Source organism: Ralstonia sp. GX3-BWBA (genome assembly GCF_003290055.1).
GTDB classification, from domain to species: domain Bacteria; phylum Pseudomonadota; class Gammaproteobacteria; order Burkholderiales; family Burkholderiaceae; genus Ralstonia; species Ralstonia holmesii.
Map to the genome: position 1 here is coordinate 121,807 of NZ_QMKS01000006.1, position 24,769 is coordinate 146,575.

Annotated in this window: 23 protein-coding genes and 1 tRNA gene; 7 read left to right on the forward strand and 17 right to left on the reverse strand. The window is 63.4% G+C overall.

Features of this window, described 5'->3' with window-relative positions:
• Positions 1–103 precede the first annotated feature (103 nt).
• Positions 104–1,627 carry an exopolyphosphatase gene (ppx, locus tag DOD19_RS05595; protein ID WP_024975446.1) on the forward strand — a complete coding sequence of 508 codons (1,524 nt, stop codon included), beginning with the start codon at positions 104–106 and terminating at the stop codon, positions 1,625–1,627.
• A gap of 80 nt (positions 1,628–1,707) precedes the next feature.
• Here the strand turns inward: ppx and DOD19_RS05600 are convergent, their stop codons facing one another.
• The 5 genes from DOD19_RS05600 to DOD19_RS05620 form a co-directional block, all read right to left on the reverse strand.
• A complete protein-coding gene (locus DOD19_RS05600; protein WP_004634231.1) occupies positions 1,708–2,541 on the reverse strand; it encodes a GNAT family N-acetyltransferase in 834 nt (277 codons plus the stop codon).
• Positions 2,542–2,669: 128 nt separating this feature from the next.
• Positions 2,670–3,143, reverse strand: a complete 474-nt coding sequence (gene sixA / locus DOD19_RS05605) for a phosphohistidine phosphatase SixA (RefSeq protein ID WP_024975447.1) — start codon at positions 3,141–3,143, stop codon at positions 2,670–2,672.
• Positions 3,144–3,282: 139 nt separating this feature from the next.
• A tRNA-Pro gene (locus DOD19_RS05610) sits at positions 3,283–3,359 on the reverse strand.
• Between the two features lie 35 nt (positions 3,360–3,394).
• Positions 3,395–4,216, reverse strand: a complete 822-nt coding sequence (locus DOD19_RS05615) for a sulfite exporter TauE/SafE family protein (protein ID WP_112184482.1) — start codon at positions 4,214–4,216, stop codon at positions 3,395–3,397.
• A 2-nt stretch (positions 4,217–4,218) separates the two neighbouring features.
• Complete coding sequence (locus tag DOD19_RS05620) at positions 4,219–4,584, reverse strand: metalloregulator ArsR/SmtB family transcription factor (protein WP_037031548.1); 366 nt, start codon at positions 4,582–4,584, stop codon at positions 4,219–4,221.
• A 100-nt stretch (positions 4,585–4,684) separates the two neighbouring features.
• Between DOD19_RS05620 and DOD19_RS05625 the strand changes: the two genes are divergently transcribed.
• On the forward strand, positions 4,685–5,545 hold the full coding sequence (locus DOD19_RS05625; protein WP_024975450.1) for an MBL fold metallo-hydrolase: 861 nt from the start codon (positions 4,685–4,687) through the stop codon (positions 5,543–5,545).
• A 4-nt stretch (positions 5,546–5,549) separates the two neighbouring features.
• Here DOD19_RS05625 and DOD19_RS05630 read toward each other — a convergent pair whose 3' ends face one another.
• Positions 5,550–6,446, reverse strand: a complete 897-nt coding sequence (locus DOD19_RS05630; protein ID WP_024975451.1) for a LysR family transcriptional regulator ArgP — start codon at positions 6,444–6,446, stop codon at positions 5,550–5,552.
• A 74-nt stretch (positions 6,447–6,520) separates the two neighbouring features.
• Here DOD19_RS05630 and DOD19_RS05635 point away from each other — a divergent pair, with 74 nt between their 5' ends.
• The gene (locus DOD19_RS05635) at positions 6,521–7,162 is read left to right on the forward strand and encodes a LysE family transporter (RefSeq protein WP_112184484.1); all 642 of its coding nucleotides are present in this window, start codon (positions 6,521–6,523) and stop codon (positions 7,160–7,162) included.
• A 105-nt stretch (positions 7,163–7,267) separates the two neighbouring features.
• Here DOD19_RS05635 and DOD19_RS05640 read toward each other — a convergent pair whose 3' ends face one another.
• Complete coding sequence (locus DOD19_RS05640) at positions 7,268–7,726, reverse strand: MerR family transcriptional regulator (RefSeq protein WP_112184486.1); 459 nt, start codon at positions 7,724–7,726, stop codon at positions 7,268–7,270.
• 92 nt (positions 7,727–7,818) lie between these two features.
• Between DOD19_RS05640 and DOD19_RS05645 the strand changes: the two genes are divergently transcribed.
• Together DOD19_RS05645 and DOD19_RS05650 are read left to right on the forward strand one after the other, a co-directional pair.
• Positions 7,819–9,054, forward strand: coding sequence for an NADH:flavin oxidoreductase/NADH oxidase family protein (locus DOD19_RS05645; RefSeq protein ID WP_112184488.1), 1,236 nt, complete (start codon positions 7,819–7,821; stop codon positions 9,052–9,054).
• A 92-nt stretch (positions 9,055–9,146) separates the two neighbouring features.
• The gene (locus DOD19_RS05650; protein WP_112184490.1) at positions 9,147–9,980 is read left to right on the forward strand and encodes an aldo/keto reductase; all 834 of its coding nucleotides are present in this window, start codon (positions 9,147–9,149) and stop codon (positions 9,978–9,980) included.
• Positions 9,981–9,984: 4 nt separating this feature from the next.
• Here DOD19_RS05650 and DOD19_RS05655 read toward each other — a convergent pair whose 3' ends face one another.
• From DOD19_RS05655 to DOD19_RS05665, 3 genes are all read right to left on the reverse strand, one after another.
• Complete coding sequence (locus DOD19_RS05655) at positions 9,985–10,404, reverse strand: hypothetical protein (protein ID WP_112184492.1); 420 nt, start codon at positions 10,402–10,404, stop codon at positions 9,985–9,987.
• A 174-nt stretch (positions 10,405–10,578) separates the two neighbouring features.
• Positions 10,579–13,278, reverse strand: a complete 2,700-nt coding sequence (gene mdeB, locus DOD19_RS05660; RefSeq protein ID WP_112184494.1) for an alpha-ketoglutarate dehydrogenase — start codon at positions 13,276–13,278, stop codon at positions 10,579–10,581.
• 91 nt (positions 13,279–13,369) lie between these two features.
• Positions 13,370–14,386 carry a 1-aminocyclopropane-1-carboxylate deaminase gene (locus tag DOD19_RS05665; RefSeq protein ID WP_024975458.1) on the reverse strand — a complete coding sequence of 339 codons (1,017 nt, stop codon included), beginning with the start codon at positions 14,384–14,386 and terminating at the stop codon, positions 13,370–13,372.
• A 145-nt stretch (positions 14,387–14,531) separates the two neighbouring features.
• Here DOD19_RS05665 and DOD19_RS05670 point away from each other — a divergent pair, with 145 nt between their 5' ends.
• Positions 14,532–15,053, forward strand: coding sequence for an Lrp/AsnC family transcriptional regulator (locus DOD19_RS05670; RefSeq protein ID WP_112184496.1), 522 nt, complete (start codon positions 14,532–14,534; stop codon positions 15,051–15,053).
• Between the two features lie 16 nt (positions 15,054–15,069).
• Here the strand turns inward: DOD19_RS05670 and DOD19_RS05675 are convergent, their stop codons facing one another.
• Entirely contained in the window at positions 15,070–16,548 is a 1,479-nt protein-coding gene (locus DOD19_RS05675; RefSeq protein WP_112184498.1) for an aminotransferase class V-fold PLP-dependent enzyme, read from the reverse strand.
• Between the two features lie 145 nt (positions 16,549–16,693).
• Between DOD19_RS05675 and DOD19_RS05680 the strand changes: the two genes are divergently transcribed.
• Positions 16,694–17,164 carry an Lrp/AsnC family transcriptional regulator gene (locus DOD19_RS05680; protein WP_024975461.1) on the forward strand — a complete coding sequence of 157 codons (471 nt, stop codon included), beginning with the start codon at positions 16,694–16,696 and terminating at the stop codon, positions 17,162–17,164.
• A gap of 96 nt (positions 17,165–17,260) precedes the next feature.
• Here the strand turns inward: DOD19_RS05680 and DOD19_RS05685 are convergent, their stop codons facing one another.
• The 6 genes from DOD19_RS05685 to DOD19_RS05710 form a co-directional block, all read right to left on the reverse strand.
• The gene (locus tag DOD19_RS05685) at positions 17,261–18,454 is read right to left on the reverse strand and encodes a GGDEF domain-containing protein (RefSeq protein ID WP_112184653.1); all 1,194 of its coding nucleotides are present in this window, start codon (positions 18,452–18,454) and stop codon (positions 17,261–17,263) included.
• Between the two features lie 282 nt (positions 18,455–18,736).
• The gene (tssA, locus tag DOD19_RS05690) at positions 18,737–19,819 is read right to left on the reverse strand and encodes a type VI secretion system protein TssA (protein WP_112184500.1); all 1,083 of its coding nucleotides are present in this window, start codon (positions 19,817–19,819) and stop codon (positions 18,737–18,739) included.
• Positions 19,806–20,846 carry a type VI secretion system baseplate subunit TssG gene (tssG, locus tag DOD19_RS05695; RefSeq protein ID WP_112184502.1) on the reverse strand — a complete coding sequence of 347 codons (1,041 nt, stop codon included), beginning with the start codon at positions 20,844–20,846 and terminating at the stop codon, positions 19,806–19,808. Before tssG ends, tssA begins: the two co-directional genes overlap by 14 nt.
• A gap of 12 nt (positions 20,847–20,858) precedes the next feature.
• Complete coding sequence (tssF, locus tag DOD19_RS05700; RefSeq protein WP_112184504.1) at positions 20,859–22,739, reverse strand: type VI secretion system baseplate subunit TssF; 1,881 nt, start codon at positions 22,737–22,739, stop codon at positions 20,859–20,861.
• 4 nt (positions 22,740–22,743) lie between these two features.
• Positions 22,744–23,265, reverse strand: coding sequence for a type VI secretion system baseplate subunit TssE (gene tssE / locus DOD19_RS05705; protein WP_112184506.1), 522 nt, complete (start codon positions 23,263–23,265; stop codon positions 22,744–22,746).
• 5 nt (positions 23,266–23,270) lie between these two features.
• Positions 23,271–24,755 (reverse strand): hypothetical protein, encoded by a 1,485-nt coding sequence (locus DOD19_RS05710; RefSeq protein WP_239497969.1) that lies wholly within the window; start codon positions 24,753–24,755, stop codon positions 23,271–23,273.
• Positions 24,756–24,769 lie beyond the last annotated feature (14 nt).

Genomic DNA, 24,769 nt, shown 5'->3' on the forward strand with positions numbered 1-24,769 from the left:
GAAGTTGTCATGTTCGGGACACAATAAAGACATATTTTGTTGCGCATTGTTTCGAACAACAATACTCCGCGCCCCTGATTCTGCTCCTCAACCGTTTTCATTCATGAGTCCCACCCCCCGTCTGCTGGCTGCTGTCGACATGGGCTCCAACAGCTTCCGGCTGATGATCGGCCGTGTCGACGAAACCCCTGGTGGTACCCAGATATTCCAGGTCGATGCGCTGCGCGAACCCGTGCGTTTGGCCGCCGGGCTTACGCAAGATAAATACCTGGATCAGCCTGCGCGCCGCCGCGGTGTCGACGCCTTGCGCCGCTTTGGCGACCGCCTGCGTGATTTCTCGCCGGAACATGTACGTGCCGTGGCCACCAACACCTTGCGCGTGGCCAAGAATGCGCAGGAATTCCTGATCGAGGCGGAAGCCGCGTTGGGGTTTCCCATCGAGGTGATTGCAGGCCGCGAAGAGGCACGGCTGATCTATCTCGGTGCATCGCATGACGCACCAGCGTGCCAAGGCAATCGGCTCGTCGTCGACATCGGCGGCGGCTCGACGGAGTTCATTATCGGCAATGGCTACAAGCCCAAGCTGATGGAGTCGCTGTACATCGGTTGCGTTTCGCACAGTCGGCATTTCTTCCCGAACGGCAACGTTGATGAATACGCGATGAAGCAGGCCGAGTTGGCCGCGCGTCGCGAGATCCAGGTACTCGTGCAGCAGTACCGCACGGCGGGCTGGAACCAGGCCGTCGGATCATCGGGTACGGCACGCGCCCTGGCTGAGCTGATCGAGCTGAACGGTTTCAACGACAAGAGCAACGAACACGGCATCACACGCGAAGGGCTGGAGCGCCTGAAACGCGCGCTCGTCAAGTCGGAGAATACCAACCGCTTGAAGCTCAACGGCTTGAAGTCGGACCGGATTCCGGTGCTGCCGGGCGGGCTGTCGATCATGCTGGGCGTGTTTGCAGAGCTCGACGTCGACCGCATGGACGTGACCGATGGCGCCTTGCGCCTGGGTGTGCTGTATGACCTGCTCGGCCGTACGCATCACGAAGACATGCGCACGGTGACGATCGAGCAGTTCATGCGCCGCTACAGCGTCGACCGCGCGCAGGCGAGCCGCGTTCGCGATGCGGCGACGGCGCTCTTGTCGCAGTTTCCCGACCCGCCCGATGAGCGCCGCGAAGACAATCTCGCGCTGCTGGGGTGGGCGGCAAACCTGCACGAGATCGGCATGAGCATCTCGCACAGCGGGTATCACAAGCACTCGGCGTACATCGCCAGCCATGCCGATATGCCGGGCTTCTCCAGGACCGATCAGGCGCGGCTCGCGACGCTGCTGCTGGGCCATGCAGGCAAGCTTGGCAAACTCTCGGGCGGTGGCAAGTTCCTCGATTGGCGGATGCTGTTCAGCCTGCGTCTGGCGTTTGTGCTGTGCCGTCGTCGGGGAGCGATCCAACTGCCCGGCCTGCGCGTGCGCCACAGCGAAGGCGAACTGAATGAAGGTGGTTTCGAGGTCGAACTGCCCAAGAGCTGGATCGAGCAGAATCCGCTGGTGGAATACAGCCTGGCGAAAGAAGCCGATGAGTGGCAGCGCATCGGTCGCCGCTACAAGGTGGTGTACGTGTAAGGCATCTCGCTGCATCCCAAGCAAAACGGCCCGGAGTTACCCGGGCCGTTTTGTTTTGCGTGGTGCTGTTCGGAGCGAGATCAGCCGCGCAGGAAGTGGCGTGCGTACCGCGGGTTGATGTCCGACAGACGCAGCAGCGTGAGGAAATCGGCGACGTTGAAGTCAGGGTCCCAGGCCGGTGCGCCGCAGATGCGTGCGCCCAGACGCAGGTAACCCTTCACGAGCGCAGGCGGCTCGACTTCGAGATCCTGGTTCAGTTCGTCTACCGGCAGTGCCACGCGCGGGAAGGCGTGGTACTCGATCGGTGCGAGTGAGCCATCGTCAACGAAGCTGCGATACAGGCTTGCAGCAAAGTGCCCGCCGTCGCCCATCGACACGCTTGCGCAGCCCAGCATCGACTCGAAGCCGTAGCGCTGCATGTATTCGCCCAGACCGGCCCACAGCGCCATGATGACGCTGCCCGACCGGTAGTCGCGGTGCACGCACGAGCGGCCTAGCTCAACCATCTTCGGGCGCAGGTGCGCCAGGCGCACGAGGTCGAATTCGGATTCGGAATACAGGCAACCGATCTGCTTGGCAGCGTCCGGGCGCAGCACGCGGTAAGTGCCGACCACGCGCAGCGTCTTCTGGTCGCGCACGATCAGGTGGTCGCACACGGCGTCGAACATGTCGACGTCCAGTTCGGTGTGGGCCGAAGGCAGGCGGGCGCCCATTTCTTCGGCAAACACCTTGTAGCGCAGGCGCTGCGCTTCGGTCACTTCATCCTGATGGCGCGCCCACGAAACGGCCAGAACAGGCTTGTCACGCGCTGGAACAGCGTCGGGTGAGCGAGGAAGGCCCCTCCGTGCGTTGCCCAGATTCAGGCTCGGCAGTGCGTCGATCAACGGCTGGGTGGGCGTCGGCAGGTCTCGCATTCGTGCATCCCCAAGGGTGGATTTCGGGGCGATTCTAGAGACGCTGCGTGACAGATCCGCGACAAAAGCGTGTCAATCGTGACTATTGCGTGAATTTTGCGTGGCGATGCTGTGACGAGGGCGATGTGTCACACGAGATCGGGATTGACCACCGCGCGCAGCACGGTCTGCGCTTCGTCTTCGCGCATGCGGCGGCTGAGCCACCACACGCCGGCTTTCTTCACGCTCCAGTCCATTTCCACGCCCGCGATGAGCAAGCTGGCGAGACGGCCCAGCCACGGCTGATGGCCGACCAGCAGCAGGTTCGTATTCGACGGCCAATCCAATGCATCGAGGATCGCGCTGACATCCGCGCCGGGCGCAAGTGCGGCCAGCGTCTGGAAATGTTCTGTGAGGGCGCGTGCGGTCTGCTGCGTGCGTACAGCGGGGCTCGCAAGTACGAGTGTGTCTTCTGGCAGGCGAGGGCGCAGCCAATCGGCCATCTTCTCGGCCTGCTTGTGACCACGCTTGGTGAGTTCCCGCTGCAGATCGGTGTTGCGCTGGATGCGCAGTGATGCGGCCACGTCTTCGGCTTCAGCGTGGCGCCACAGGATGAGGTTCATGGGGAAAGTGAGCGGCATTGCTTTGATGCGGATGCTGTCTTTATAGCATCGCCAGATGACGCCACGAGCCGTAACGCGCCGCTCCAAAGCAAAACGGCTTACGTAGTGAACGTAAGCCGTTTTGTTTGCTGCTCAATTCTGGTCGGGGCGGCAGGATTTGAACCCGCGGTCTTCCGGTCCCAAACCGGACGCGTTACCAGACTACGCTACGCCCCGAAGAACGCGATTGTACCGCTTCCGCAACACGCCGGTCAAATCAGTGTTCTGGCGATCATGCCCAACGCCACGACGCCCGCGAATGCGGCGAATCCTTGCTGCAGCGCTGGCCCCGCCAAATGCCTCGCAAAGCGCCGGCCCGCCAGCATGCCGGTCAAGGCGCCGGCGGCAAACGGCAGCGCGATATGCCAATCGACATGCCCGCCAATGGCCGAGGCGACCACACCGCCCATGGACACCAGCGCGATCACCGCTAACGAGGTGGCGACGATGGTTTGCATCGGCAGATCGGTCGCTCGGCGCAATGCGGGCACGATGACAAAACCGCCGCCCACGCCAAGCAATCCGGACAGGAAGCCCGCGCCCACGCCCGACGCGGCCAATGCACGCGCACACGGCAACGTCCAGACCAGCTTGGCTGTGGTGGTGTCAAGGTGACAGGGCGGTGCCGTCCGCCTTGGCTGGGGCTCGGTTGACGGCGCCGCGCGAGCTTGCCGAAACATGCGCAGCGCCACGTAGGCGAGCACCACTGCAAATAGCAGCGTGAGCGGCGTGTTTGGCACGCGGTGCGCAACCCAGATGCCGAACGGCGAGATCACCACGCCGCACAGCGCCATGAGCCCAGCGGCCTTGTAGCGGACCTTGCCTTCCCGCAAGCCGAGCATTGCGCCCAGCCCGGCGGACAGCCCTACCGCCAGCAGTGCAATCGGCGCAGCTTGTGGCACCGACAGATGCAATCCGAAAATCAGCAGCGGCACCGCGACGATGGCCCCGCCCGCGCCTGTGAGCGCCAGAATGAGCCCCACCACAGAGCCCAGCCCCGCGCTGATGATCCAACCCGCTTCCATGGGCGACATGATCAGTGTCCCGCCATCTTCTTCAAGACCTTGCCGCAGTACAGCTCAGAGAGTGTCTGCATGATCTGGATGACCTCGAAGCTGGCGAGCCGGTAATAGATGTATTTGCCTTCGCGCCGCGTGGTGACAAGGCCCTCGTCGCGCAGCACGCCCAGTTGCTGCGACAGGCTGGGCTGGTGCAGACCCACCAGCGCCTCCAGTTCGCCGACGTTGCGCTCGCCTTGCGTAAGTTGGCAGAGCAGCAGCAGGCGGTCTTCGTGGGCCATGGCCTTGAGCACGGCGCACGCCTGAGACGCAGAGGCGCGCAGCATGGAAATGGCCGCCTCGGGCAGCGGCACAACATCGGGACTGGCTGTGGAGTGGCTCATGGGGCGTGGCGCAGGGTTCTATTCGCGCTGTTTGCACTATTGGCAGACAGAATGTCAGACGATATTCTATAAAAATATAGATTGTTCGGGAAAGTTCACCATGCACGCCCAGATCGAATCCTTTTTCGACGCCGATACCTGCACCATGACCTACGTGGTGCACGCAGGCCCCGGCACACCGTGTGCCGTGATCGACTCGGTACTCGACTACGACCCGAAATCGGGCCGCACGACGACCCGATCGGCCGAGCGCGTTGCCGCGTTCATCGAAGCGCAGGACTTGCGCGTTGAATGGCTGCTGGAGACCCACGCGCATGCCGATCACCTGTCGGCCGCGCCGTATCTGCGTGGGCGTTTCGGCGGGCGCATCGCCATCGGCGAGCGTATTTGCGTGGTGCAGGGCGTGTTCAAGCCGATCTTCAATCTGGAGCCCTCATTCCTGCTCGATGGCTCGCAGTTCGACCACCTGTTCGCGCCGGACGAGGTGTTTCATATCGGCAATCTGGAAGCAAAGGCGCTGGCCGTGCCGGGCCACACGCCGGCAGACATGGCCTATCAGGTGGGCGATGCGGTGTTTGTGGGCGACACGCTGTTCATGCCGGACGTGGGCACTGCGCGCTGCGATTTTCCGGGTGGGAATGCGGGCACGCTGTATCAGTCGATCCGCCGCCTGCTGGATCTGCCGCCGGACACGCGGCTCTACATGTGCCACGACTATCCGCCCGCCGGTCGCGAAGCCATCTGCCACACAACGGTGGCCGAGCAGCGCAGCGCCAACATCCATGTGCGCGATGGCGTGACCGAGGCTGAGTTCGTGCAGATGCGCACGAGGCGCGACGCCACGCTCGGCATGCCAACGCTGATGCTGCCGGCCATTCAGGTGAACATTCGTGCGGGCATGTTGCCCCCGGCCGAGCCGAACGGCGTGCAGTACCTCAAGATCCCGCTGAACGCGCTGTAACCGCTTAGGGCGGGAGCAGCGCGGCGCGCGCGGCGCTCAGCACCTCGCGGCTGAGTGTGTCGAGCAGCGCCGATGCCGCACGCGCGTGCTGCCAATGCAGCGGGACGTCTAACGGTGTGTCCGGCACCAGCTCGACCAACAAACCGTCTTCGAGATGCTGCGCAATCAGCGCATGTGGATGCAGCCCCCAGCCCATGCCGGCCACGGCCGCGGTCACAAATGCCTGTGACGACGGCAACAGATGGCGTGGCAGTTCCACATGCCGATGGCACAGGCGCCTTGCCCAGGTTGCCTGCAACGCATCTTTCGTGTTGAACACGAGGCAGGGCGCCTGCGCCAACGCACCTGCACCGACGCCGTCTGCGAAATGTTGCTGCACGAATGCCGGGCTGGCTGCAGCCAGATAACGCATGGCCCCGAGCGGGCGGCTGTTGCAGCCCGTGGCCGGCCGCGCGGTGGCCGTAACGGCAGCCAGCACGGCACCGCTGCGCAGCCACTCCCCGGTGTGATCCTGGTCATCCACCGCCACCTCCATCAACACCGGATGTGCTGCTGCGAAGGTGGCGATCGCTGGCGCGAGCCAGGTCGCCAGGCTGTCGGCGTTCACGGCAATCGGCAGCGCAACGCGGGCGACGCCTTCTGGCGCCAGCGTTGGCAGCGCGCCTTGCAGTTCCTGTTCGAGCAGGCGAACGCGGTCTACGTGCTGGCAAAGCCGCCGGCCGGTTTCAGTCGGGCGGCACGGCTGATCACGCACCACCAGCGCGCAGCCAACGCGTTCCTCCAGCAGCCGGATCCGCTGCGAAATGGCAGATGGCGTGACGTGAAGTGTGCGGGCAGCCCGCTCGAAGCTGCCTTCTCGGATGACGGCTGCCAAAGCGGCCAACGCGGAATAGTCGAGCACGAAAGTTAGAAAAACTGAATTGGATGAAGAAAAGATAGTTTGTCTTCATCAAGCCGGCCCGGCAAGCTGCGCGCATGACAACCTCGATTGCGACTTCCTCTTCCGTATTCCTGCAGGGCTTGGCTCTGAGCCTGGGGCTGATCGTGGCCATTGGCGCGCAGAACGCTTTCGTGCTGCGTCAGGGGCTGCGCCGTGAACACGTGGGCAGTGTGGTGCTGTTCTGTGCGATGGCAGATGCGCTGCTGATTCTGGCGGGCGTACTTGGCATGGCGCAAGCATTGGGAGAACGGCCCAATCTCGCGCGTTTTCTTGCGTTGGCGGGCGCCGCATTCTTGCTGCTGTATGGCGTGCAGGCACTAGGGCGCGCCCGGCATTCCAGCCACTTACGGGCAGCCGCAGGTGGCGATGGCCTCAGCCGCGGCGCGGCGCTGGCGCAGGCGGCGGCCTTTACGCTGCTCAATCCGCACGTCTATCTGGATACGGTGTTGCTGGTGGGCAGCATTGGTGCTCAGCAGGCCGTGGCGTTGCGCGGCTGGTTTGTGGCGGGTGCGGGGTCGGCCAGCCTGTTCTGGTTCGTGACGCTGGGGTTTGGTGCGCGTTGGCTCGCGCCATGGTTTGGCCGGCCGAGAGCGTGGCAGGTGTTGGATGGCTTGATTGGCGTGACGATGCTGGTGCTGTCTGCCTTGCTGCTGCGTCACGCGCTGGGCGGGTTTTGAGTCGATTCGATTCCGCTACCGTAACGCCGCCGCCGTCTGCATGCCCTTGCGCACGCGGAGCACTCCCAGCGATTTCAACAACGCATGCCCTTGCGGCGACACGCCTCAGCCGCGCTTTCTTGCCGGGCGCGCCGGAGGTTCTGCAGCGGGCTGCTTGAGCGGCCGCAGGTTCATCTTGTCGAACATGCGGCGGGCGCGGTCGGCGCAGTCTTCGCCGTCGGCCTCGTGGTCGATTTCGCGGATGAGCGCAAGCAAGTCGCGCTTGTTTTGCGCCAGGTGCTGCTCAAGCACATCGATTTCCGCCACTTTGCGGCGTAGCGCCAGCAGCAATTCTTCGCGCGGCCATTCGCCCAGATGTCCGGGCAGCAGGGCGCGAATTTCTTCCAGTGAGAACCCCGCACTTTGCGCGCGCAGGATGATCTCCAGCCGCGTGACCGATTCCGGCGCGTATTCCCGATACCCATTGGACTGCCGCTCAGCAGGCTGTAACAGGCCGCTGGCTTCATAGAACCGGATGCGGGAGGCGGCCACGCCGCTCAGGCGGGCCAGTTCACCAATCTTCATGTGCGTGCTCCGCAGGCTTGACATTCAAGTTGACTTTAAGCTTAGGGTTCAGGTGTCGTCAAATGTCAAATCCCCCAACGCGGATGCCACCCATGAAGCTCTTCACGCCCCTCGTTCTGCCCAACGGCGCGGTGATTCCCAATCGCCTTGCCAAAGCCGCCATGGAAGAGAACATGGCCGATGCCGATCACGCGCCGTCCGACGCGTTGCTACGCCTGTATGAAGCGTGGGCCGCAGGCGGCGCCGGCTTGATCCTGACCGGCAACGTGATGATCGACCACCGAGCCATGACGGGCCCGAAGGGCGTCGTGCTCGAAGACGGCGCGCATCTGGAACGCTTTCGCCGCTGGGCGCAGGTCGCGCGGGCGCATGGCGCGCATGCTTGGGTCCAGATCAACCATCCGGGTCGGCAGATGCCAGCGTCGCTCGGGCAACCGACGCTGGCGCCTTCAGCGGTGCCGCTGGCGCTCGGTGCGTTGTCCAAACAGTTTCCGGTGCCGCGTGAGATGACCGAGGCGGACATCCGCGAAGTCCAGCAGCGCTTTACCCGCAGCGCACAACTGGCCGAGCAGAGCGGTTTTACCGGTGTGCAGATCCACGCCGCCCATGGCTATCTGCTGAGCCAGTTTCTCTCGCCCATTTCCAACCGGCGGCAGGACCAGTGGAGCGGCCCGATCGAGAACCGCGCGCGCCTGCTGCTCGATATCGTGCGCAGCGTGCGCGCCGCTGTGTCGCCGCAGTTCGTGGTGTCGGTCAAGTTGAACTCGGCCGATTTCCAGCGCGGTGGCTTCAGCCCTGACGATGCCAAGCAGGTGGTCGAGCTGCTCAATCCGCTGGGTGTCGATCTGGTGGAGCTGTCCGGCGGCAGCTATGAAGTCCCGGCCATGCAAGGGCACTCGCGTGATGGCCGTACGCTTGCCCGCGAGGCGTATTTCCTGGAATTCGCGCGCGACATTGCCGCTATTGCCCGCATGCCGCTGATGGTCACGGGCGGCATCCGGCGCCGGGTGGTGGCGGAGCAGGTGGTCGACAGCGGCGTCGATATGGTGGGCATTGCGACCGCGCTGTCCATCGATCCGAACCTGCCGCGCGACTGGGCTGGCGGCAAGAACAACGCGCCGGCGCTGCAGCCCATCACGTGGAAGAACAAGGCGCTCGGCGCACTGGCCAACATGGCAGTCGTCAAGTTTCAGCTCAACCGGCTGAGCGAGGGGCGCACGACAGACCCGCGTGTGTCGCCCCTGCGGGCGCTGATTCAACAGCAACTGGCCGCAGCGTGCCAGTCGCGGCGCTATCGTCGATGGACAGCGCAACGCCAGGCGCGCTAGGGCGTATTTTCTGAGCGGACCGGCGCAGCCTTACCGATGCGCCGCGTCTCTTGTAGATTCATGTTTTGCCTCCCCGATTCGGAAAGCACGACATGAAACAAGTCACTCTGCCCAACGGCGAACGCGTCCCTGCACTCGGCATGGGCACCTGGAACATGGGCGACGACCGCGCCACGCGCGATGAAGAAATCGCCACGTTGCGTCTGGGCCTCGATCTGGGTTTGCGCCTGATCGACACGGCCGAGATGTACGGTGAAGGCCTATCCGAATCGTTGATCGGCGAGGCTATCGCCGGGCGGCGCGATGACGTTTTTCTGGTCAGCAAGGTCTACCCGCACAACGCCAGCCGGCGCGGCATTGCTGCGGCATGCGAGCGCAGCTTGCGCCGGCTCGGCACTGATCGCCTCGATCTGTACCTGCTGCACTGGCGCGGCGATGTGCCGTTCGAAGAGACCTTGGAAGGCCTGCAGGCCCTGCAGCGCGAAGGCAAGATCCGCTATTACGGCGTGAGCAATCTTGACCTGTCCGATATGGAGGAATGGTGGGACGCGCCGGGCGGCAATCAGATTGCCGTCAACCAGCTGCTGTACAACCTCAGCCGGCGCGGCATCGAGTGGGACTTGCTGCCCTGGCTGCACGAGCGCCACGTGCCGGTGATGGCGTATTCGCCCATCGAGCAGGCCCGGCTGGTTCGACATCCAAAGCTGGTGCGCTTCGCGCAGGAATGCGGCATGACGCCGGCACAGGTCGCGCTGGCGTGGTTGCTGGCGCGCGACGGCATCATCGCCATTCCCAAGACAGGCCATCGCGAGCGGTTGCGCGAAAACATCGGCGCGCTGGCGCACACGCTCACCGCAGAGCAGCTCGCGACCCTGGACAGCATCTTTCCGCCGCCTAAGGGGCCGCGCGCCCTGGAGATGCTGTAACCGCTCAGCGCGACTTTGCCACGTAGCGCTCGTGATCGACGTAGCCCATCAGGTAGACGCGGGCTTTGTCGCGGGTGTCTTTGGTGACGCGGTCGGCCGCCTTGCGTGCGCCGGACGATGACATCGACGCACTAAGGTGATCGCGGAAACCGTCGTGCATGGTGCGCAGGTCGCCTTCGCAGGCATCGAGCGCGGAGGCGACCACGGCTTTCGTCTGCGTGGTGCCCGGCACGCCGCTATCGGCCTGGCGCTGAACGCACGCCATGTAGTTGGCGCGCAGCACCTGCCAGCCGTTGTCTGCGCTGGCGTCAGTGGCCGCCGCGGCGGCGCTGGTCGAATCGGCGGGCTGCTGTTGCGGGTGCGATGCGCACGCACCAAGCAAGGCCAGCAGGACGAGAGACGGGCAGGTCAGGGCTTTTTTCATGGCATGGACTGTACTGCACGGCTGCGCTGCGTGCGTTGGCCGAAGTCGCCCTCAGTGCACCCCGTAACATTTGGAAACGAAAAAGCGGGCGTGACCAAAGGCCCTGCACCAGCACGCCGCGAGGCATGGGGTCGGGCGGTCACGGGCTCGCTGCGCCCCTGTGTCAAAGGCCTTTCATCGCATCCAGGGCGCGTCCGTGGCCGTCGCGTGTTTGCCGTATCGCTCAGCCGCTTCGCGCACCACGGTGCGATCCAGTTCACCGTCGTCTGCCAGCGCCTTCAACGCGGCGATGACGATGGACGCGCGGTCCACCTCGAAGAACTCACGCAACGCCCGGCGCGAGTCGCTGCGGCCAAAGCCGTCGGTGCCCAGCGTGACATAGCGGCGCGGTACGTGTGCCCGGATCAGTTCGGGTACGGCCCGCACGTAGTCGGTGGCGGCGATGACGGGCCCGTGCGATTCGCGCAAGACGGCCTCCACATACGAAGGCGCGGCTTCACCGCCGAGGCGGGCGATGCGCTCTGCGGCGATGGCCTCGCGGTGCAGCTCTGAGAAGCTCGTCACGCTCCAGGTGGTGGCGTCGATGTTCCAGTCTTCCTTGAGCATCTGCGCGGCGGCCATGACTTCGCCCAGGATGGCGCCCGAGCCCAGCAACTGCACGCGCGCGGTCGACAGGCTTTGCGGTGCCAGCGGATACATGCCTTTGAGGATGCCCGCACGCAGGTCGCTGTCCGGCATGGAGGGCTGCGCGTAGTTCTCGTTCGTCACCGTCAGGTAGTAGAACGTGTCTTCCTGACGCTCCAGCATCGCGCGCATGCCTTCATCAACGATGACGGCAATCTCGTAGGCAAATGCCGGGTCCCACGCGCGGCAGTTGGGCACCGTGGATGCGGCAAGGTGGCTCGTGCCGTCCTGGTGCTGGAGGCCTTCACCGCCGAGCGTTGTCTTGCCCGCCGTCGCGCCGATCAGGAAGCCGCGCGCCCGCTGGTCCGCCGCCGCCCAGATGAGATCGCCAATGCGCTGGAAGCCGAACATCGAGTAGTAGATGTAGAACGGCAGCATCGGCAGATCGTGCGTGCTGTAGGCCGTGGCCGCGGCAATCCACGACGAGATGGCGCCGGCTTCGGATATGCCTTCCTCCAGGATCTGCCCACCGGTTTCTTCGCGGTAATACAGCATCGAACCCAGATCTTCCGGCTCGTACTGTTGACCCAGCGGCGAGTAGATGCCGACCTGGCGGAACATGCTGGCCATGCCAAACGTGCGGGCCTCATCCGCCACCACCGGCACCATGCGCGGGCCGAGGGCACCGTCCTTCAGCAGGTTGCCGAACATGCGCACGATGGCCATCGTGGTCGACATCTCGCGGCCTTCGGCTTGCAGCGCGAATTGCCCCCAGGATGGCAACGCAGGCACGGTCAGCGCCTGTGTTGCCGCCTTCCGCCTTCTAGGCAGATAGCCCCCCAGGGCAGCCCGGCGCGCATGCAGGTATTGCATCTCCGGGCTGTTTGGCGCTGGCTTGTAAAACTTCAACTGCTCGACGTCGCTGTCGGACAGCGGCAGGCGGAAGCGATCGCGAAACGCCTTGAGCTGATCGACATCGAGCTTCTTCTGCTGGTGCGTCGTCATCCGGCCTTGCCCAACGCTGCCCATGCCGAAGCCCTTCATCGTCTTGGCGAGGATCACCGTGGGCTGGCCCTTGTGCTGCAGCGCCTTTGCATAGGCGGCGTGGAGCTTGCGCACGTCGTGGCCGCCGCGGCGCAGGCGGTCGATGTCTTCGTTGCTGAAGTGCGAGACAAGCGCGGCAAGCTCGGGGTTCTGGCCGAAGAAGCGCTCGCGGTTGTAGGCGCCGTCGTTGGCAGAGAAGGTCTGGAACTGGCCGTCCACGGTCTGCGCAAATGCCCGCAGCAAGGCGCCGGAACGGTCGCGGGCGAAGAGAGCATCCCAGTCCGAGCCCCACAGCACCTTGATGACGTTCCACCCGGCGCCGGTGAACTGTGCTTCGAGTTCGTCCACGATGCGGCTGTTGCCGCGCACGGGCCCGTCGAGCCGCTGCAGGTTGCAGTTGATGACGAATACGATGTTGTCGAGCCGCTCGCGCGCCGCCAGCGAGAGGGCGCCGATCGATTCCGGCTCGTCCATTTCGCCATCGCCGAAGAAGCCCCACACCTTGCGATCGGATGTCTGCAAGAGGCCGCGGTTTTGCAGGTAGCGCATGAAGCGCGCCTGGTAGATCGCGTTGATCGGCCCGATGCCCATTGATCCGGTCGGGAACTGCCAGAACTCCGGCATCAACCACGGATGCGGATAGGAGCAAAGCCCCGGGCCCGTGATCTCACGCCGATAGTGTTCGAGATGCGCTTCATCCAGGAAGCCTTCGAGATACGCACGCGCATAGACGCCGGGCGAAGAGTGCGGCTGGAAGTAGACCAGATCGCCGCCGTGCGCCGCGTTGTCAGCCCGGAAGAAATGATTGAAGCCGACTTCGAAGAGATCGGCTGCTGATGCGTAGCTTGCAATGTGGCCGCCCAGCTCTCCGTAGGCCTGGTTGGCGCGCACCACCATGGCGAGCGCATTCCAGCGCAGCGCGGCGGCCAGTCGCTCTTCGGTATCGATGTCTCCGGGATACGGCGGCTGCGCCTCAACGGGGATCGTGTTGACGTAGGGCGTGACGCGGGCGAGGGCGGTGCCAACGCCAAGCTTTGAGGCGCGTTCTGCCAAGCGGTCGAACAGGAACTGCGCCCGCGAGGTGCCGGCATGCTGTACGACGGCATCCAGCGCGTCGAGCCATTCGGCGGTTTCCCCTGGGTCGCTGTCTTCGGTGCGATGCGCGAGGGAGCGCATCGACGCGGCCCCCGTCGATAAATCCGTCATGGCGGGTCCTGCCTTGAGGAAGGATTGGACGGCGGGCCGTGATCACGCGATGCACGCCCGCACCCGGATGCGCCGCTGGGGCGCGTCCGCATCAACCGTTGCGGAAGATGAAGCTGTATGCGTTGAGTGCCGGCACGCCACCCAGGTGCGCGTAGAGCACGCGCGAGCCTTCAGGGAATTCGCCGTTGCGCACCATGTCGATCATGCCGTGCATGGATTTCCCCTCGTACACGGGGTCGGTCAGCATGGCTTCCTGGCGCGCGCACAGGCGAATGGCTTCGAGCGTGCCCTCATTGGGCAGGCCGTATTCCGGGCCGCCGTAGCGCGTGTCGAGCACCACGTCTTTCTCCGTGATGTTTCTGCCGAGGTCGACCAGCTCAGCGGTGTGCTGCGCAATGCGCAGGATCTGCGCGCGCGTCTGCTCCGGCTTGGCCGAGGCATCGATGCCGATCACCTTGTCGGCCCGGCCATCTGCTGCAAAGCCGACGACCATGCCGGCTTGCGTGCTGCCCGTGACCGAGCACACGACGATGTAGTCGAACTTGAAGCCCAGTTCTGCTTCCTGCTGGCGTACTTCTTCGGCAAAGCCCACAAAGCCCAGGCCGCCGAGCGGGTGTTCGGAGCAGCCGGCCGGAATCGGGAACGGCTTGCCGCCGCGCTTGCGCACGTCTTCCATGGCCTGTTCCCAACTGGGCCGGATGCCGATGTCGAAGCCTGCCGCATCGAGGCGCACGTCGGCGCCCATGATGCGCGACATCTCGATATTGCCGACGCGGTCGTACACGGCGTCGGAGTAGTTGACCCAGTTTTCCTGCACCAGCACGCACTTGAGGCCGAGGTGTGCGGCCACGGCAGCAACCTGGCGCGTTTGGTTCGACTGAATGCCGCCAATGGAAACCAGCGTGTCGTACCCGCCTTCCAGCGCTTCCGGGATCAGGTATTCGAGCTTGCGGGTCTTGTTGCCGCCGAAGGCCAGGCCGCTGTTGCAGTCTTCGCGCTTGGCAAACAGCTCCACCTTGCCGCCCAGGTGCGCGCTCAATCGTTTCAGCGGTTGGATGGGCGTCGGCCCGAACGTCAGCGGATAGCGGGGGAATCTTTGCAGGTTCATGAGGTGGCTCCTTCAGTGCCGCAAGTGGCGGGATGTCGGAAACCAATGGTACGCAGAACGCCGCGAAATGAGGTTGCAAAGATCGTCTACCATCCGGAACGTATCCGGATGAAAATCATATTACTTAATTTTTAATTCTGTCGAAATGAAAAAGAACGAAACGAAATTGCAGGAGTCGTCCGACGCATCGGCAGCTTCTGCGCGCCACGCTTTGGATCGCACTGATCGCGCAATTCTGAGGGCGCTGCAGCGCGATGCGTCCATCTCAAACGTGGCGCTTGCAGCCAAGGTGAACCTCAGCCCGCCGGCCTGCCTGCGCCGCGTGGAACGGCTCAAGGAGCTGGGTCTGATCAAGGGGATTGTTGCGCTACTAGACCCGCGTGCGCTGGATCTGGGGTCGCTGGTGATGATCGGCGTCGTGCTGGATCGCTCAACGCCGGAATCGTTCACGGCATTTGAAAAGGCGGTGCAGAAGGTGCCAGGTTGCCTGGAGTGTCACGTCGTAACCGGCGAGTTCGACTACTTCATGCTCGTGCGCACCAAGGACAACGAAGGCTATAACCGGCTCCACGCCGAGCAGTTGCTGTATCTGCCGGGCGTTCGGCAGATCCGGACGTTCATGGTGCTCAAGCAGGTGCTGTCGACGACGGAGCTGCCGGTGGCTTAGGGGGGGAGGGGGCGACTCAGCTCTTGCGTTGATCCATCAGGCGGTTCCAGAGCATGCCGGCCCGGTTGCCGCTTCTGCAATACGCAAGGATGGGCTTGGGCAACGTGTCGACGAGTTCGCCAAATGCCGCGACGTCTGCATCGCCAATGCCGTTTGGCTCGACCGGCAGGTAGCGCGCTTCCAGGCCCAGCTCGCGGGCGGCAGCGGCAATGTCCTCAAAGGCGGGTTGGTCGATGCTCTCGCCGTCTGGGCGGTTGCAGATCACTGAGCGGAAACCTGCATTGCGGATGGCCTTCAGATCCGCCGGCATGATCTGCCGCGAAGCCGTCAACCCGCTGGATGCCGTGGCGCGGCATTGCTCAATCGCACGCTGGAAACATGCGGCGGCAAAGTCGACGTCCTGCTCGGTTGCAAAGCGGCCCAGGCTGATGCGCACGGTGCGGCCCGCAGCATCAGCATCCAGGCCAATGGCCGTCAGCACGTGCGAGGGCGTGCCCGCAGCGGAGTTGCACGCCGACGTTGACGACACAGCAAGATCGTCGCCCAGCATCATCGGCATGAAGCCGGGCGCGTTCACCGTCAGGCTCAGCGTGTGGGGAACGCGGCGTCCCATGTCGGCGTTCTGCACCACATCGCCCAGGCCCAGCACCGACGCCTTCAGCCGCTGGCTCAATGCAGCAATGCGGGCGGTCTCGTGATCAAGTTCTTCCGCCGCCAATTCGCACGCCACGCCCATGCCCACGATCTGATGCGTTGCCAGCGTGCCCGAGCGCAGACCGCGTTCGTGTCCGCCACCGTGGATTTGCGGCGCAATGCGCGAGGCAATCTCGCGGCGCACATACAGCGCCCCGATCCCCTTGGGGCCATACACCTTGTGTGCGGACATCGACAGCATGTCGATGCCGAGCGCGCGCACATCAATCGGCGTCTTGCCGAGTGCCTGCGCGGCATCGACATGGAACAGCGCGCCCGCTGCGTGCACGATCTGGGCGATCGCGCGAACATCGGTCAGCGTGCCCAGCTCGTTGTTCACCAGCATGAGCGATACGAGACCGGTGTCCGGCGTCATCGCAGCGGCCACGGCTTCCGGGGTAATTTCGCCGTCGCGTGTTGGCGAGAGATACGTCACTGAACAGCCGCGCGCTGACAGGTTCGCCATCGTGTCCAGAATGGCCTTGTGCTCGATGCGGCTGGTGATGAGGTGGCGCTTGCCCGTGGCGGCGTCGGCGTAGCCCTTCAGCGCAAGGTTGTTGGATTCGGTCGCGCCCGACGTCCAGATGATCTCGTCGGCGTCAGCACCAATGAGCGCGGCAACTTGCTCGCGTGCCTGTTCGACCTTGTTCCGCGCGACGCGCCCCGTCGCATGTGAACTCGACGCAGGGTTGCCGAAGGCGCCTTCCATGCCAAGGCAGGCGGTCATGGCCGCAATCACGCGAGGGTCGGCCGGCGTGGTGGCAGCGTAGTCGAGGTAATGGAGGGTGTTGCTGTCGCTCATGTCGTTTTCTGTGCTGCGGTGGAGGCAGAAAAATGATACGGCGGACAGCCCGGAAAAATAATTCAAAGTTTCCTGTGTATTCCTCCATGGTGGGGAAAATATTCCCTAGAATTCGTCGTATATAGAACTAAATTCTTCTGCAGAAATGGACGCCATTGACCGCGAACTACTGAGGCTGTTGCAGGCCGATGCGACGCTGCCCATCGCCGAGCTTGCGCAGCGCGTGAACCTTTCGCAAACACCGTGCTGGAAGCGGGTGCAGCGGCTCAAGGACACGGGCGTCATCCGCGCCCAGGTGGCGCTGTGCGACGCACGCAAGTTGGGCGTCGGCACCACGGTGTTCGTTGCCGTACGAACCGATCAGCACACCGAGAAGTGGGCGCAGCGTTTCACGCAGGTGGTGCGCGATATGCCCGAGGTGGTGGAGGTCTACCGGATGAGCGGCGAGATGGACTATCTGCTGCGCGTTGCGGTCGCAGGTATAGAAGACTACGACCGCGTGTACAAACACCTGATCAAGTCCGTGCCGCTGTCGGACGTGAGTTCATCGTTTTCAATGGAGCAGATCAAGTATTCGACTGCGCTGCCGGTGCGGGATGTGGGGCAGGGAGATTGAGGATGTATTTGCGCCTGAACTGCGGGGAGGGGGGCTTCGTAGCCGCCTCGTAGGGAATGGCCAATTATTCAGCTATCGAAGTTCGCCAACCCAGCATCAGCAGACCAGTTTTGACGTGGCAGTCGCTCCATGCGTTTCGACGCCGCGTTCGTGAGCCTCTGAGGCGATGATGACCCGGTTGCGCCCTTTTTCCTTCGCCATATAGAGCGCCGCATCCGCTCGAGCGAGGGTGGTCGCCAATGTGTCTCCGGGCATGACACATTCGACCCCCGCGCTGAAGGTGCAACGCACGCCTTCTCTTGGCGACTGCTCGACCGCGAGCCGGAGTTCATCCGTCAAAGCCGCTGCGGCGGTCTTTCCCGTATCGACCAGGACAATCGCAAATTCCTCACCACCGAGGCGGCCGACAAGATCGCCCGGCCTGAGCCGCGTGGATACCACCGACGTGACATGCTTGAGGATGCGGTCGCCGACGGCATGGCCGAAGCTGTCGTTGACGGCTTTGAACTTATCGATGTCCAGAACGGCAATCGACAACGGTTTTCCGCTTGCCACCGCGTCGTGAAGCAACACGCTTGCCCTTGCCATGAACGCACGCCGCATCAGTACGCCTGTGAGCTCGTCAATATTCGCGAGCTGCTCCATCCTCCGGGCGAGTTGATCGTGCGCGAGCATCACCATGCCTGTCGACATGCACGGGAACGTGACGATCGCCAGCCCGAGAAAAAGAACGTTCCAGGCTGACGGCTCGGGAAAAGCCGTTTGCGGCAGGCCGAAGGCAACGGCGATCGCCCGCGTGACATGGAACAGTGCGCCCAGGTATGCGGCCGCGGCAACGAATCGATAGGGATAGCGGGCGCCATCGTGCGGCGCGTGTCGCAGGGCCAATGTCCCGACCGCAATCCGAGCATAGGCAAAGAACACCGACACGATCCCAATCTTCGCGCTGACGTTCGGCGATACGAGCGTGAAGTACACCAACGCAACGAACGCGATGGCGAATGCCCCTGTCTCTTGAGGCACCGCCCAAGCCTTGCCAAAAAACTGGCGCATCCCCTGTACGAGCAACAGGACGGCCGTCAGCGTGATGAGCGCAACTGCGAGGGTGACGAACCGCCCTTGCAGGCTGCCCGCGATCAGCACACACGCCGCCGCCACAGCCAGCAACCCGTGGGCCACGCACCAGCGGCCTATCCCCGGCACGGCGGTCCGAAGCAGTGATCCAAGGATGGCGACGCCCATCAAGCAGGACACCATCACGATACCTATCAGAGCGAGCGGGCTGAGCATGAGATCGGGACTGGTGACAAGAATGGGGAAAGACAAGCACGCATTCGGCAACCGAGCCCAAACCGAATGGGCTGACTTGCGCCCACGGCCGCTGGAAGTGTTCTGGAGCGACCAGGCTTCGGTGCGACGAAGTATTCACCACAACCTTTCTTTATCGGCAGATTGGTGCGCCGCTTAAGGCTCTTTTTCGCAATGCGTTGTCACAGGAGACGCAACGTGTGCGGGAACGCGGGGGAGGCCCACAATTACTGTTCGATCTCGTGCATGCCGCACACGGCACCATTATTCGTTCTGCGCCCACCGCTCCACGAGATCTGCTGGAATCGCCTGAAACACCTTCGCAAACGGCTTTCCCACCATCGACTCTGCCTGCCGAAGCAACAGCGCGACCGGACTGCTTGGCTCATGCGCTTCAAACCAAGTGCGAGCGAGGCGGATTTGCGTCAAAGCGGCGTGGCGGCTGGTTGGCATATCGTCGACATTCTCGGTGGAGGCGGGTTGCACGTCTGCCTGTGCGAACGGCGCAACGTTGGTGGATAGCGACGATGGCGCCGCTGCCGCAACAGGTGGAATTTCAGTTGCCGGCGCAAACTCAACCGCCACAGGCTTTGCCCGGCCAGGATGACCGACCAATTGCAGCAGCCATATCAAGGGCTTCAGATCTGGCGCGTGGTCGGGCAGTGAAGCTTCGGTCCACAGCTGAATGGACTGCGCGAGCGCGCAGGCTTCATGCATAGACTCTATCTCAGGTAGTCCTTGGCCCCGGAATGCTTCCAGTTGCTGATGCACTGATTCCGGTGCAAGCGCATCGGCTGGACGTGACATGCCCAGCGCACGCTCGATGTCGCGCACCTGAAGGCGGATGGCATTCCTGCCCAGAGCAATCTCGCGCACGTCGGCTAACAACCCTTGTGGATCGACTAGCGTCGCGAGCGCGTTTGCCCGAACGCCAGGGTCAACCTCCCCATCGATCTCAAGTTGAGGATGGACTTGCTCGGGAAAGGCCGTCAGCACCGCATGCAGTAGCGCGAGTCCATCACGCAGGCCCTCGGCCTGGTCCAGTCGAGTGCGGCATCGTAGAAAGAGTGTCAGTAGCCGAATGTCCTTGGTGCGCAATAGCAGCCGTTGGCAGTCGCGCTCCAGCTCAGGCCAATTCAGTGCCTCGGTCGGCGCCACAAAGTCGCCATACTGGGCCGCCTCGCGCGGGGTTGCACGGGCTTGCAGCACCACAAACTCCGTGTCGTATTCAAGGTCCGGACCACATGGCTGATCCTCACTGATGGGCAACGCCAACTCAGCAAACCGGATCGTGGCTTCGGATGCAGGCTTGGAAGCCTTAGCCGTCAAAATCTTATTGAGCAACATAGTGTTCAGGTTGGAAAACCATGCCCGTAATGGCGCGGCTCGTATCGGGCTGCCCAAGCCAGGTCGACCATCCCAGCCGCTCATCTGCGCCTAGCACGGCCGGCGGGGTAGATTGTGGTTGCACTTGCAGCTCGACTTCCCACTCAAACTCAAAGCCCACAAAGCTGCGCACCCACTCCACCAGCACGGGCAGATCGCGTCCCTTGGGGGTGAAGTTCAAATACTGCTGCAGGTCTAGCGGTCCGATAATGAGCCGAAACTTGTGCTGGCGATCGGGCACAGCCTCGCCGAGCAAGGCGCCTTGCCCCATCACGCTGGTTGCACCCGGGCGGCCGAGGTGGCTGCACTCGGCAGCATCCAGTGCAATCCAATGCAGCACAAACTCCTGCAACTGCACCGGCACCCCAAAGAAGTGCGATAGCGCCGCCACGACGCCGTCTGGGCTACGCGATTCGCGCACATGGTGGGCGCTGGCTGCCAGCCGTGCATGTGGCGGCAGCGCGCTGCCGGAAATTTCATCGGTCTCAACTCCCGCCAGCCAGCCGATGTAGCGCGAAAACACCTCCTCGTCAGGCCGGTCCAACCCAGCTGCCGCTTGTGAGCCAGCCCAAGCCTGATAGAACTGCGTTAGCGCCCGATGGTGGAAGATGTCCAGGAACGCGGCCGTGGTGTTGTCATGGTGCGCCTCGGTGCGTTCCCGAACGATTTCCGTCAGGTGGATCGGTAGCGCACCATTGGGACCCAACATGCCCAGGCCGAACAATTGGATACGCAGGCTATGGGCGCACTGCTCCAGCTTTGCAATCTCGCGCGGCGCAAAGGTGAGCGAAGCCATTTGCCCGATGCGGAAGGGTTCCGCCTGCGGGCGGAGTGCGCGGCCGGCAGGTGGCAGCGAGGCATGGCGCGCAGACAGCCCCCGCAATAGCCCAAGAAAGCTCAGCTTCCATGGTTGCAGATCTGCGTAGTGGCTTTGGGCGTGCCGTGCTGGCGCGGGCGGTGGCCCAAGATCATCTTGACCGTGGAACATGGCTAAATGACCCTAGATGACATTACGGCCACCCATGCGGGGCGACCAGCGGTGGATCAGTCCGCGTTCCATCGCGTGCAGCTCAGTTTCCGTGAAGGCGTTGACCGACACATGGCGCGCCAGGAAGTGTTCAAGTACCACGCCAAACAGGTACGGACTGACACCCGAGAAACCGGCCTCATCCACCGTCAATTGGCACTGCACGCCCCGGCCATACAGAATCGGACCCGCCCCCGGCATGCGCCGTGTCACGGGCTTGAGCTTGGAACCGATCAGGCTCTCGATCTGCCGCTGTTGGGCGGTATCGTTGGCCGACACGAACAGCCGAAGCATGTCGCGCAGCCCCTGGCCACCCTGTCGATGGTCGAGATCCATCAGCGACAGGTAGTTGAAGCCCAACTGGCGGATCAGCCGCCAGGCCATCTCGCCTTCGGCAAACGGCGCATGCGGTGCCGATGGCGGGCTGATCAACCCAACCCCTTCCGCCGGAATCGAATCGCGTGAGGTCAGATCACTGAATCCATTGCGCGGCACCAGATTCGCCAAATCCCGGTTGGTCACCATCGCCTCGACCGACAGATAACGCAGGTCGTTCGGGTAGGGCGCTTCGTTCTGGTCTACCAGCGAGAGAAACACCTCCGTGCCTGTGTAGGCTGTGCGGGTGCCGTACTTACGCGCCTGGTCTGAGATCAACCGCCGCTCCCGACGCACAGAAAAGTACCGGCCATGGTTGCCCTCATCGCTGTTGAGCGTGGCAAACAGCGGCCGGAAGTCGATCGGCGTACTGTGCTCGGTCACCTGGCCCGAGAGCTTCTGTACCGAGAACACCTCGTAATCAAGCGGGCGTCGCCGGTCGGCCACCAGGTGGAATTCCGTACGGCCCGGGCTCACCTCCATCCGATCGGTGCGCATCGGGAAGAGGTTGACGACCGGTGTGCAGAACAGCGCGAACTGGCTGGCATCGACCTGGCTCACCAGCGCACTCGGTGCCTTGGAGAGCAGCACCACAAGCTCCGCTTCGCGGCCGTCGATCTTTGCGAGGCCCCGCGCAAGGCCATCGAGCCCGAAGAAGTAAAAGCGCTGCGGGCATGTGAAGTACTCATGTACCAAGTTGTGCCCGTGGAATTTGTTCCAGGCCAACGGCAGTGCGCTTTCGTCGGGTGCCATGCCGACATGGCTGACGGCGTTGTCCGTGACGGCGGTTGGACGTTCATCCATGGCGCCAGGCTTGCCGATGAGTGTCGCGCAGCCAGCACTGTGAAGCAGCTCGAACAAATGCGAGGCAATCTGATCATTGCCACTCAGGTAGACGGGCAAGCGATCCAGGCAGGCCAACTGGCTGAACTTGACATCGTGTGTGAGCCGCAACCGCAGGCGCAGTGCGCCTTGTACGCTCACATGCGCCGGCAGATAGCGCTCCATGCCCTGAATGTCCGGTGGAATGCCGGTAAGCCGCGCTTCCGCAATCTCGATTGGCCACAGCGTCAGGGGTTGGGTGGTGCGGAATTCGCACTCGGTGGATTCGCCAGATGGTGCCTTTGCCAGCAAAGCTGTGCCACGCTGTATCGAAACCCCGCGCACCAGATCGCCTTCCGTGCGACTAGGGTAGAACTGCGCTACCGCAATGGCCGGCGTCGGCGCTACGTAGTTCGGGTAGACCACCTCCAGCAACCGTTGCGTGAAGCGTGGGAATTCCGCATCCAGCTTGATTTGAGTGCGCGCCGACAGCAGACAGAACGCCTCGATCAGGCGCTCTACATAAGGGTCCGCCACCTCGATGCCGTGCATGCCAAGGCGCTTGGCCACCTTCGGGTGCCGCCGGGCGAATTCACCGGCCAGCTCTCGCATGTAGACCAATTCCCGGTTGTAGTAATCCAGCAGTTGCGGGTCCATGGTCTCAGTGGGTGTGAAGTGAGCGGACGTTCATGTGGCCAGTTTCCAGATCAAGCGAGCTCTGTGCGGTAAATGCCATCGGGTACGGGTCCATGTGGATCAGTCCACTGATCTCGAACAGCAGCACGTTGTAGCGCGTTGGCGCACCTTCTTTGAGCAATGGCTTGACCTCCAGGGAGCCAGGAATGAGCCGTGGCTCGAAATCCAGAATCGCGCGGCGCACGATCTTGACGATGTCGGTCCACTTGCGTTCCGACAGATAGCCGCCGGCCACGGGCGGTACCCCGTAGTTGATGGTGGAACTTGCCGCCTCTGGGTAGCGTGTCCGATCGATCTCGTCTTCGCGATTGGTGGTGTTGAGCAGGTAAGTCAGATCGCGTTGGAGGATCTCGCGCATTTGCGTGCGCGTGACCGTGTATTCGTTAGCGGCTTCCGTTTGCCGCTGTGGTGCATCGTCCCGCAACCGGTCAAAGAGTGTCGGCAGCAGTTGTGCATTGGGGCGGATGGGGGGGCGATGTTCAGACATATGGGTTATTTTTTCTCGACAGGCTCCCCAAACCACGGCCAATAGGCCCGCCCCTCGCCCCGTGCGCGATCCCACTGCGTGACCGGTGGCGAGGGCTGCCAGCCCGGCGGCGGGCCAATCAGTACGGCCCAGCTATCTTTGGCATCGACCACGCTGGTGACGACGGCGCTCTTGCCGCTCTGGTTGGCATAGGCCGCGGCAAACGCGGCGTTGACCGCAAAGCTGGCCGCGCGCGCCGGGCCTTCCATCACTTGCGACACGCTGTAGAAGTTGCCGATCTGGTCCAGGTCCGGCCATTGCTGGTGCACGGCGGCGTGCACGGGGCGCATGAGGGTGTTGATGTTGGCGCTGTGCTTGTGTACGTCGTGATACAGACGCTCGACCGGATGGTTGTCTGGGGCTTGCGCCTGGAGCGCCTGCATCATCGAGCTCCAGGCGCCGCCGGGGTTGGCTGCGTGGGCGTCGATGTCACCTTCATGGTGCTGCGGTGTGTAGATGGACGCCAGCGGCGTGTAACCCCAGTTGGCGCTGGGGTGGCCCAGGATCAGGATGGCGGTGTTTTCGTTGGTCTGCTGGCCCCTGGGGTAGTTGGGGGCATCCAGGTTCCACACCCACACCAGCTTGTTGGGGTGCTCGGCCAGGAACGCCAGCGCTTCTTGCAGATCGTAGAAGCCCACGGTTTCATCACCAGCCTTGAGCACCACTTGGGGGAGCTTGCCGGTGGGATTGTCTTCCATGCTTTTGGCGTAGGAAGCATAGGCAACCTTGTCGAAGACCAGCCGCCAGGCGGCATCCAGCGTGAGGGTAGTTTCGCCGACGATCATGCCCTCAAGAACACGCAGGCCGCGCACGGTCTTGCCGGTGTCGGGCTTCTTGTGCAGCTTGACCCAGTAGTCCTGCATGCGCTCCTTGGCATGCGCGGCGTCGTAGGCCAGGTAACTGGGCGCGGGCAGGCCCATGGCCGCTTGCTCTTTGAGCAGCGTATCCAGGCTGCCCCAGTCGCCAGGCGCATAGCTCTTGAGGTACGTGGGGGTGCCGATCCACTGGTGCGGCATGCCCGCGAACACGACGGTGTCCATGTAGTCGGGCCGGTCGCTGCCCGGGGCGATGGAGTAGAAATAGCTCTGGACGGAGGGGTAGTAGGTGAAGGTATTCAGCGGGGCGGTGAGTAGCTCGCTGAATGCCCCCAAGAATCTGTCGCGCTTGACGTGCGGGTAATCCTCCAGCCGCTTCTCGCGCGACAATCCCCCGGTCAGCATCCCCACCGCATCCCCGAGCTTGAACTTGCTCGCTTGCAGGTCATCCGCATTGGGCTGGGCCAGGCCCTGCGCCCACAGCAGGTTCCATTGGGTGGGGTAGCCGCGCCGCATCAGCGGGTTGATCCACTGCACGCCCAGCAGCACGGCGGCGGGGGCGTTGGCATCGGCTTGCGTGGTGGCGGCTGACATGCGCGGCCACGCCACGGGCATACGGGTGTTGTTGGCGGACATCGACATTCCAGATT

Excerpts from the sequence above, each read along its gene's own strand:
- DOD19_RS05635 (WP_112184484.1), top strand. The coding sequence starts at position 6,521 with ATGACAACCTCGATTGCGACTTCCTCTTCCGTATTCCTGCAGGGCTTG.
- DOD19_RS05710 (WP_239497969.1), bottom strand. The coding sequence starts at position 24,755 with ATGTCCGCCAACAACACCCGTATGCCCGTGGCGTGGCCGCGCATGTCA.
- tssA (WP_112184500.1), bottom strand. The coding sequence starts at position 19,819 with ATGTTGCTCAATAAGATTTTGACGGCTAAGGCTTCCAAGCCTGCATCC.
- tssE (WP_112184506.1), bottom strand. The coding sequence starts at position 23,265 with ATGTCTGAACATCGCCCCCCCATCCGCCCCAATGCACAACTGCTGCCG.
- sixA (WP_024975447.1), bottom strand. The coding sequence starts at position 3,143 with ATGAACCTCATCCTGTGGCGCCACGCTGAAGCCGAAGACGTGGCCGCA.
- ppx (WP_024975446.1), top strand. The coding sequence starts at position 104 with ATGAGTCCCACCCCCCGTCTGCTGGCTGCTGTCGACATGGGCTCCAAC.
- DOD19_RS05625 (WP_024975450.1), top strand. The coding sequence starts at position 4,685 with ATGCACGCCCAGATCGAATCCTTTTTCGACGCCGATACCTGCACCATG.
- DOD19_RS05615 (WP_112184482.1), bottom strand. The coding sequence starts at position 4,216 with ATGTCGCCCATGGAAGCGGGTTGGATCATCAGCGCGGGGCTGGGCTCT.
- DOD19_RS05650 (WP_112184490.1), top strand. The coding sequence starts at position 9,147 with ATGAAACAAGTCACTCTGCCCAACGGCGAACGCGTCCCTGCACTCGGC.
- DOD19_RS05640 (WP_112184486.1), bottom strand. The coding sequence starts at position 7,726 with ATGAAGATTGGTGAACTGGCCCGCCTGAGCGGCGTGGCCGCCTCCCGC.
- DOD19_RS05600 (WP_004634231.1), bottom strand. The coding sequence starts at position 2,541 with ATGCGAGACCTGCCGACGCCCACCCAGCCGTTGATCGACGCACTGCCG.
- mdeB (WP_112184494.1), bottom strand. The coding sequence starts at position 13,278 with ATGACGGATTTATCGACGGGGGCCGCGTCGATGCGCTCCCTCGCGCAT.
- tssF (WP_112184504.1), bottom strand. The coding sequence starts at position 22,739 with ATGGACCCGCAACTGCTGGATTACTACAACCGGGAATTGGTCTACATG.
- DOD19_RS05675 (WP_112184498.1), bottom strand. The coding sequence starts at position 16,548 with ATGAGCGACAGCAACACCCTCCATTACCTCGACTACGCTGCCACCACG.
- DOD19_RS05620 (WP_037031548.1), bottom strand. The coding sequence starts at position 4,584 with ATGAGCCACTCCACAGCCAGTCCCGATGTTGTGCCGCTGCCCGAGGCG.
- DOD19_RS05685 (WP_112184653.1), bottom strand. The coding sequence starts at position 18,454 with ATGCTCAGCCCGCTCGCTCTGATAGGTATCGTGATGGTGTCCTGCTTG.
- DOD19_RS05680 (WP_024975461.1), top strand. The coding sequence starts at position 16,694 with ATGGACGCCATTGACCGCGAACTACTGAGGCTGTTGCAGGCCGATGCG.
- DOD19_RS05665 (WP_024975458.1), bottom strand. The coding sequence starts at position 14,386 with ATGAACCTGCAAAGATTCCCCCGCTATCCGCTGACGTTCGGGCCGACG.
- tssG (WP_112184502.1), bottom strand. The coding sequence starts at position 20,846 with ATGTTCCACGGTCAAGATGATCTTGGGCCACCGCCCGCGCCAGCACGG.
- DOD19_RS05645 (WP_112184488.1), top strand. The coding sequence starts at position 7,819 with ATGAAGCTCTTCACGCCCCTCGTTCTGCCCAACGGCGCGGTGATTCCC.
- DOD19_RS05655 (WP_112184492.1), bottom strand. The coding sequence starts at position 10,404 with ATGAAAAAAGCCCTGACCTGCCCGTCTCTCGTCCTGCTGGCCTTGCTT.
- DOD19_RS05670 (WP_112184496.1), top strand. The coding sequence starts at position 14,532 with ATGAAAAAGAACGAAACGAAATTGCAGGAGTCGTCCGACGCATCGGCA.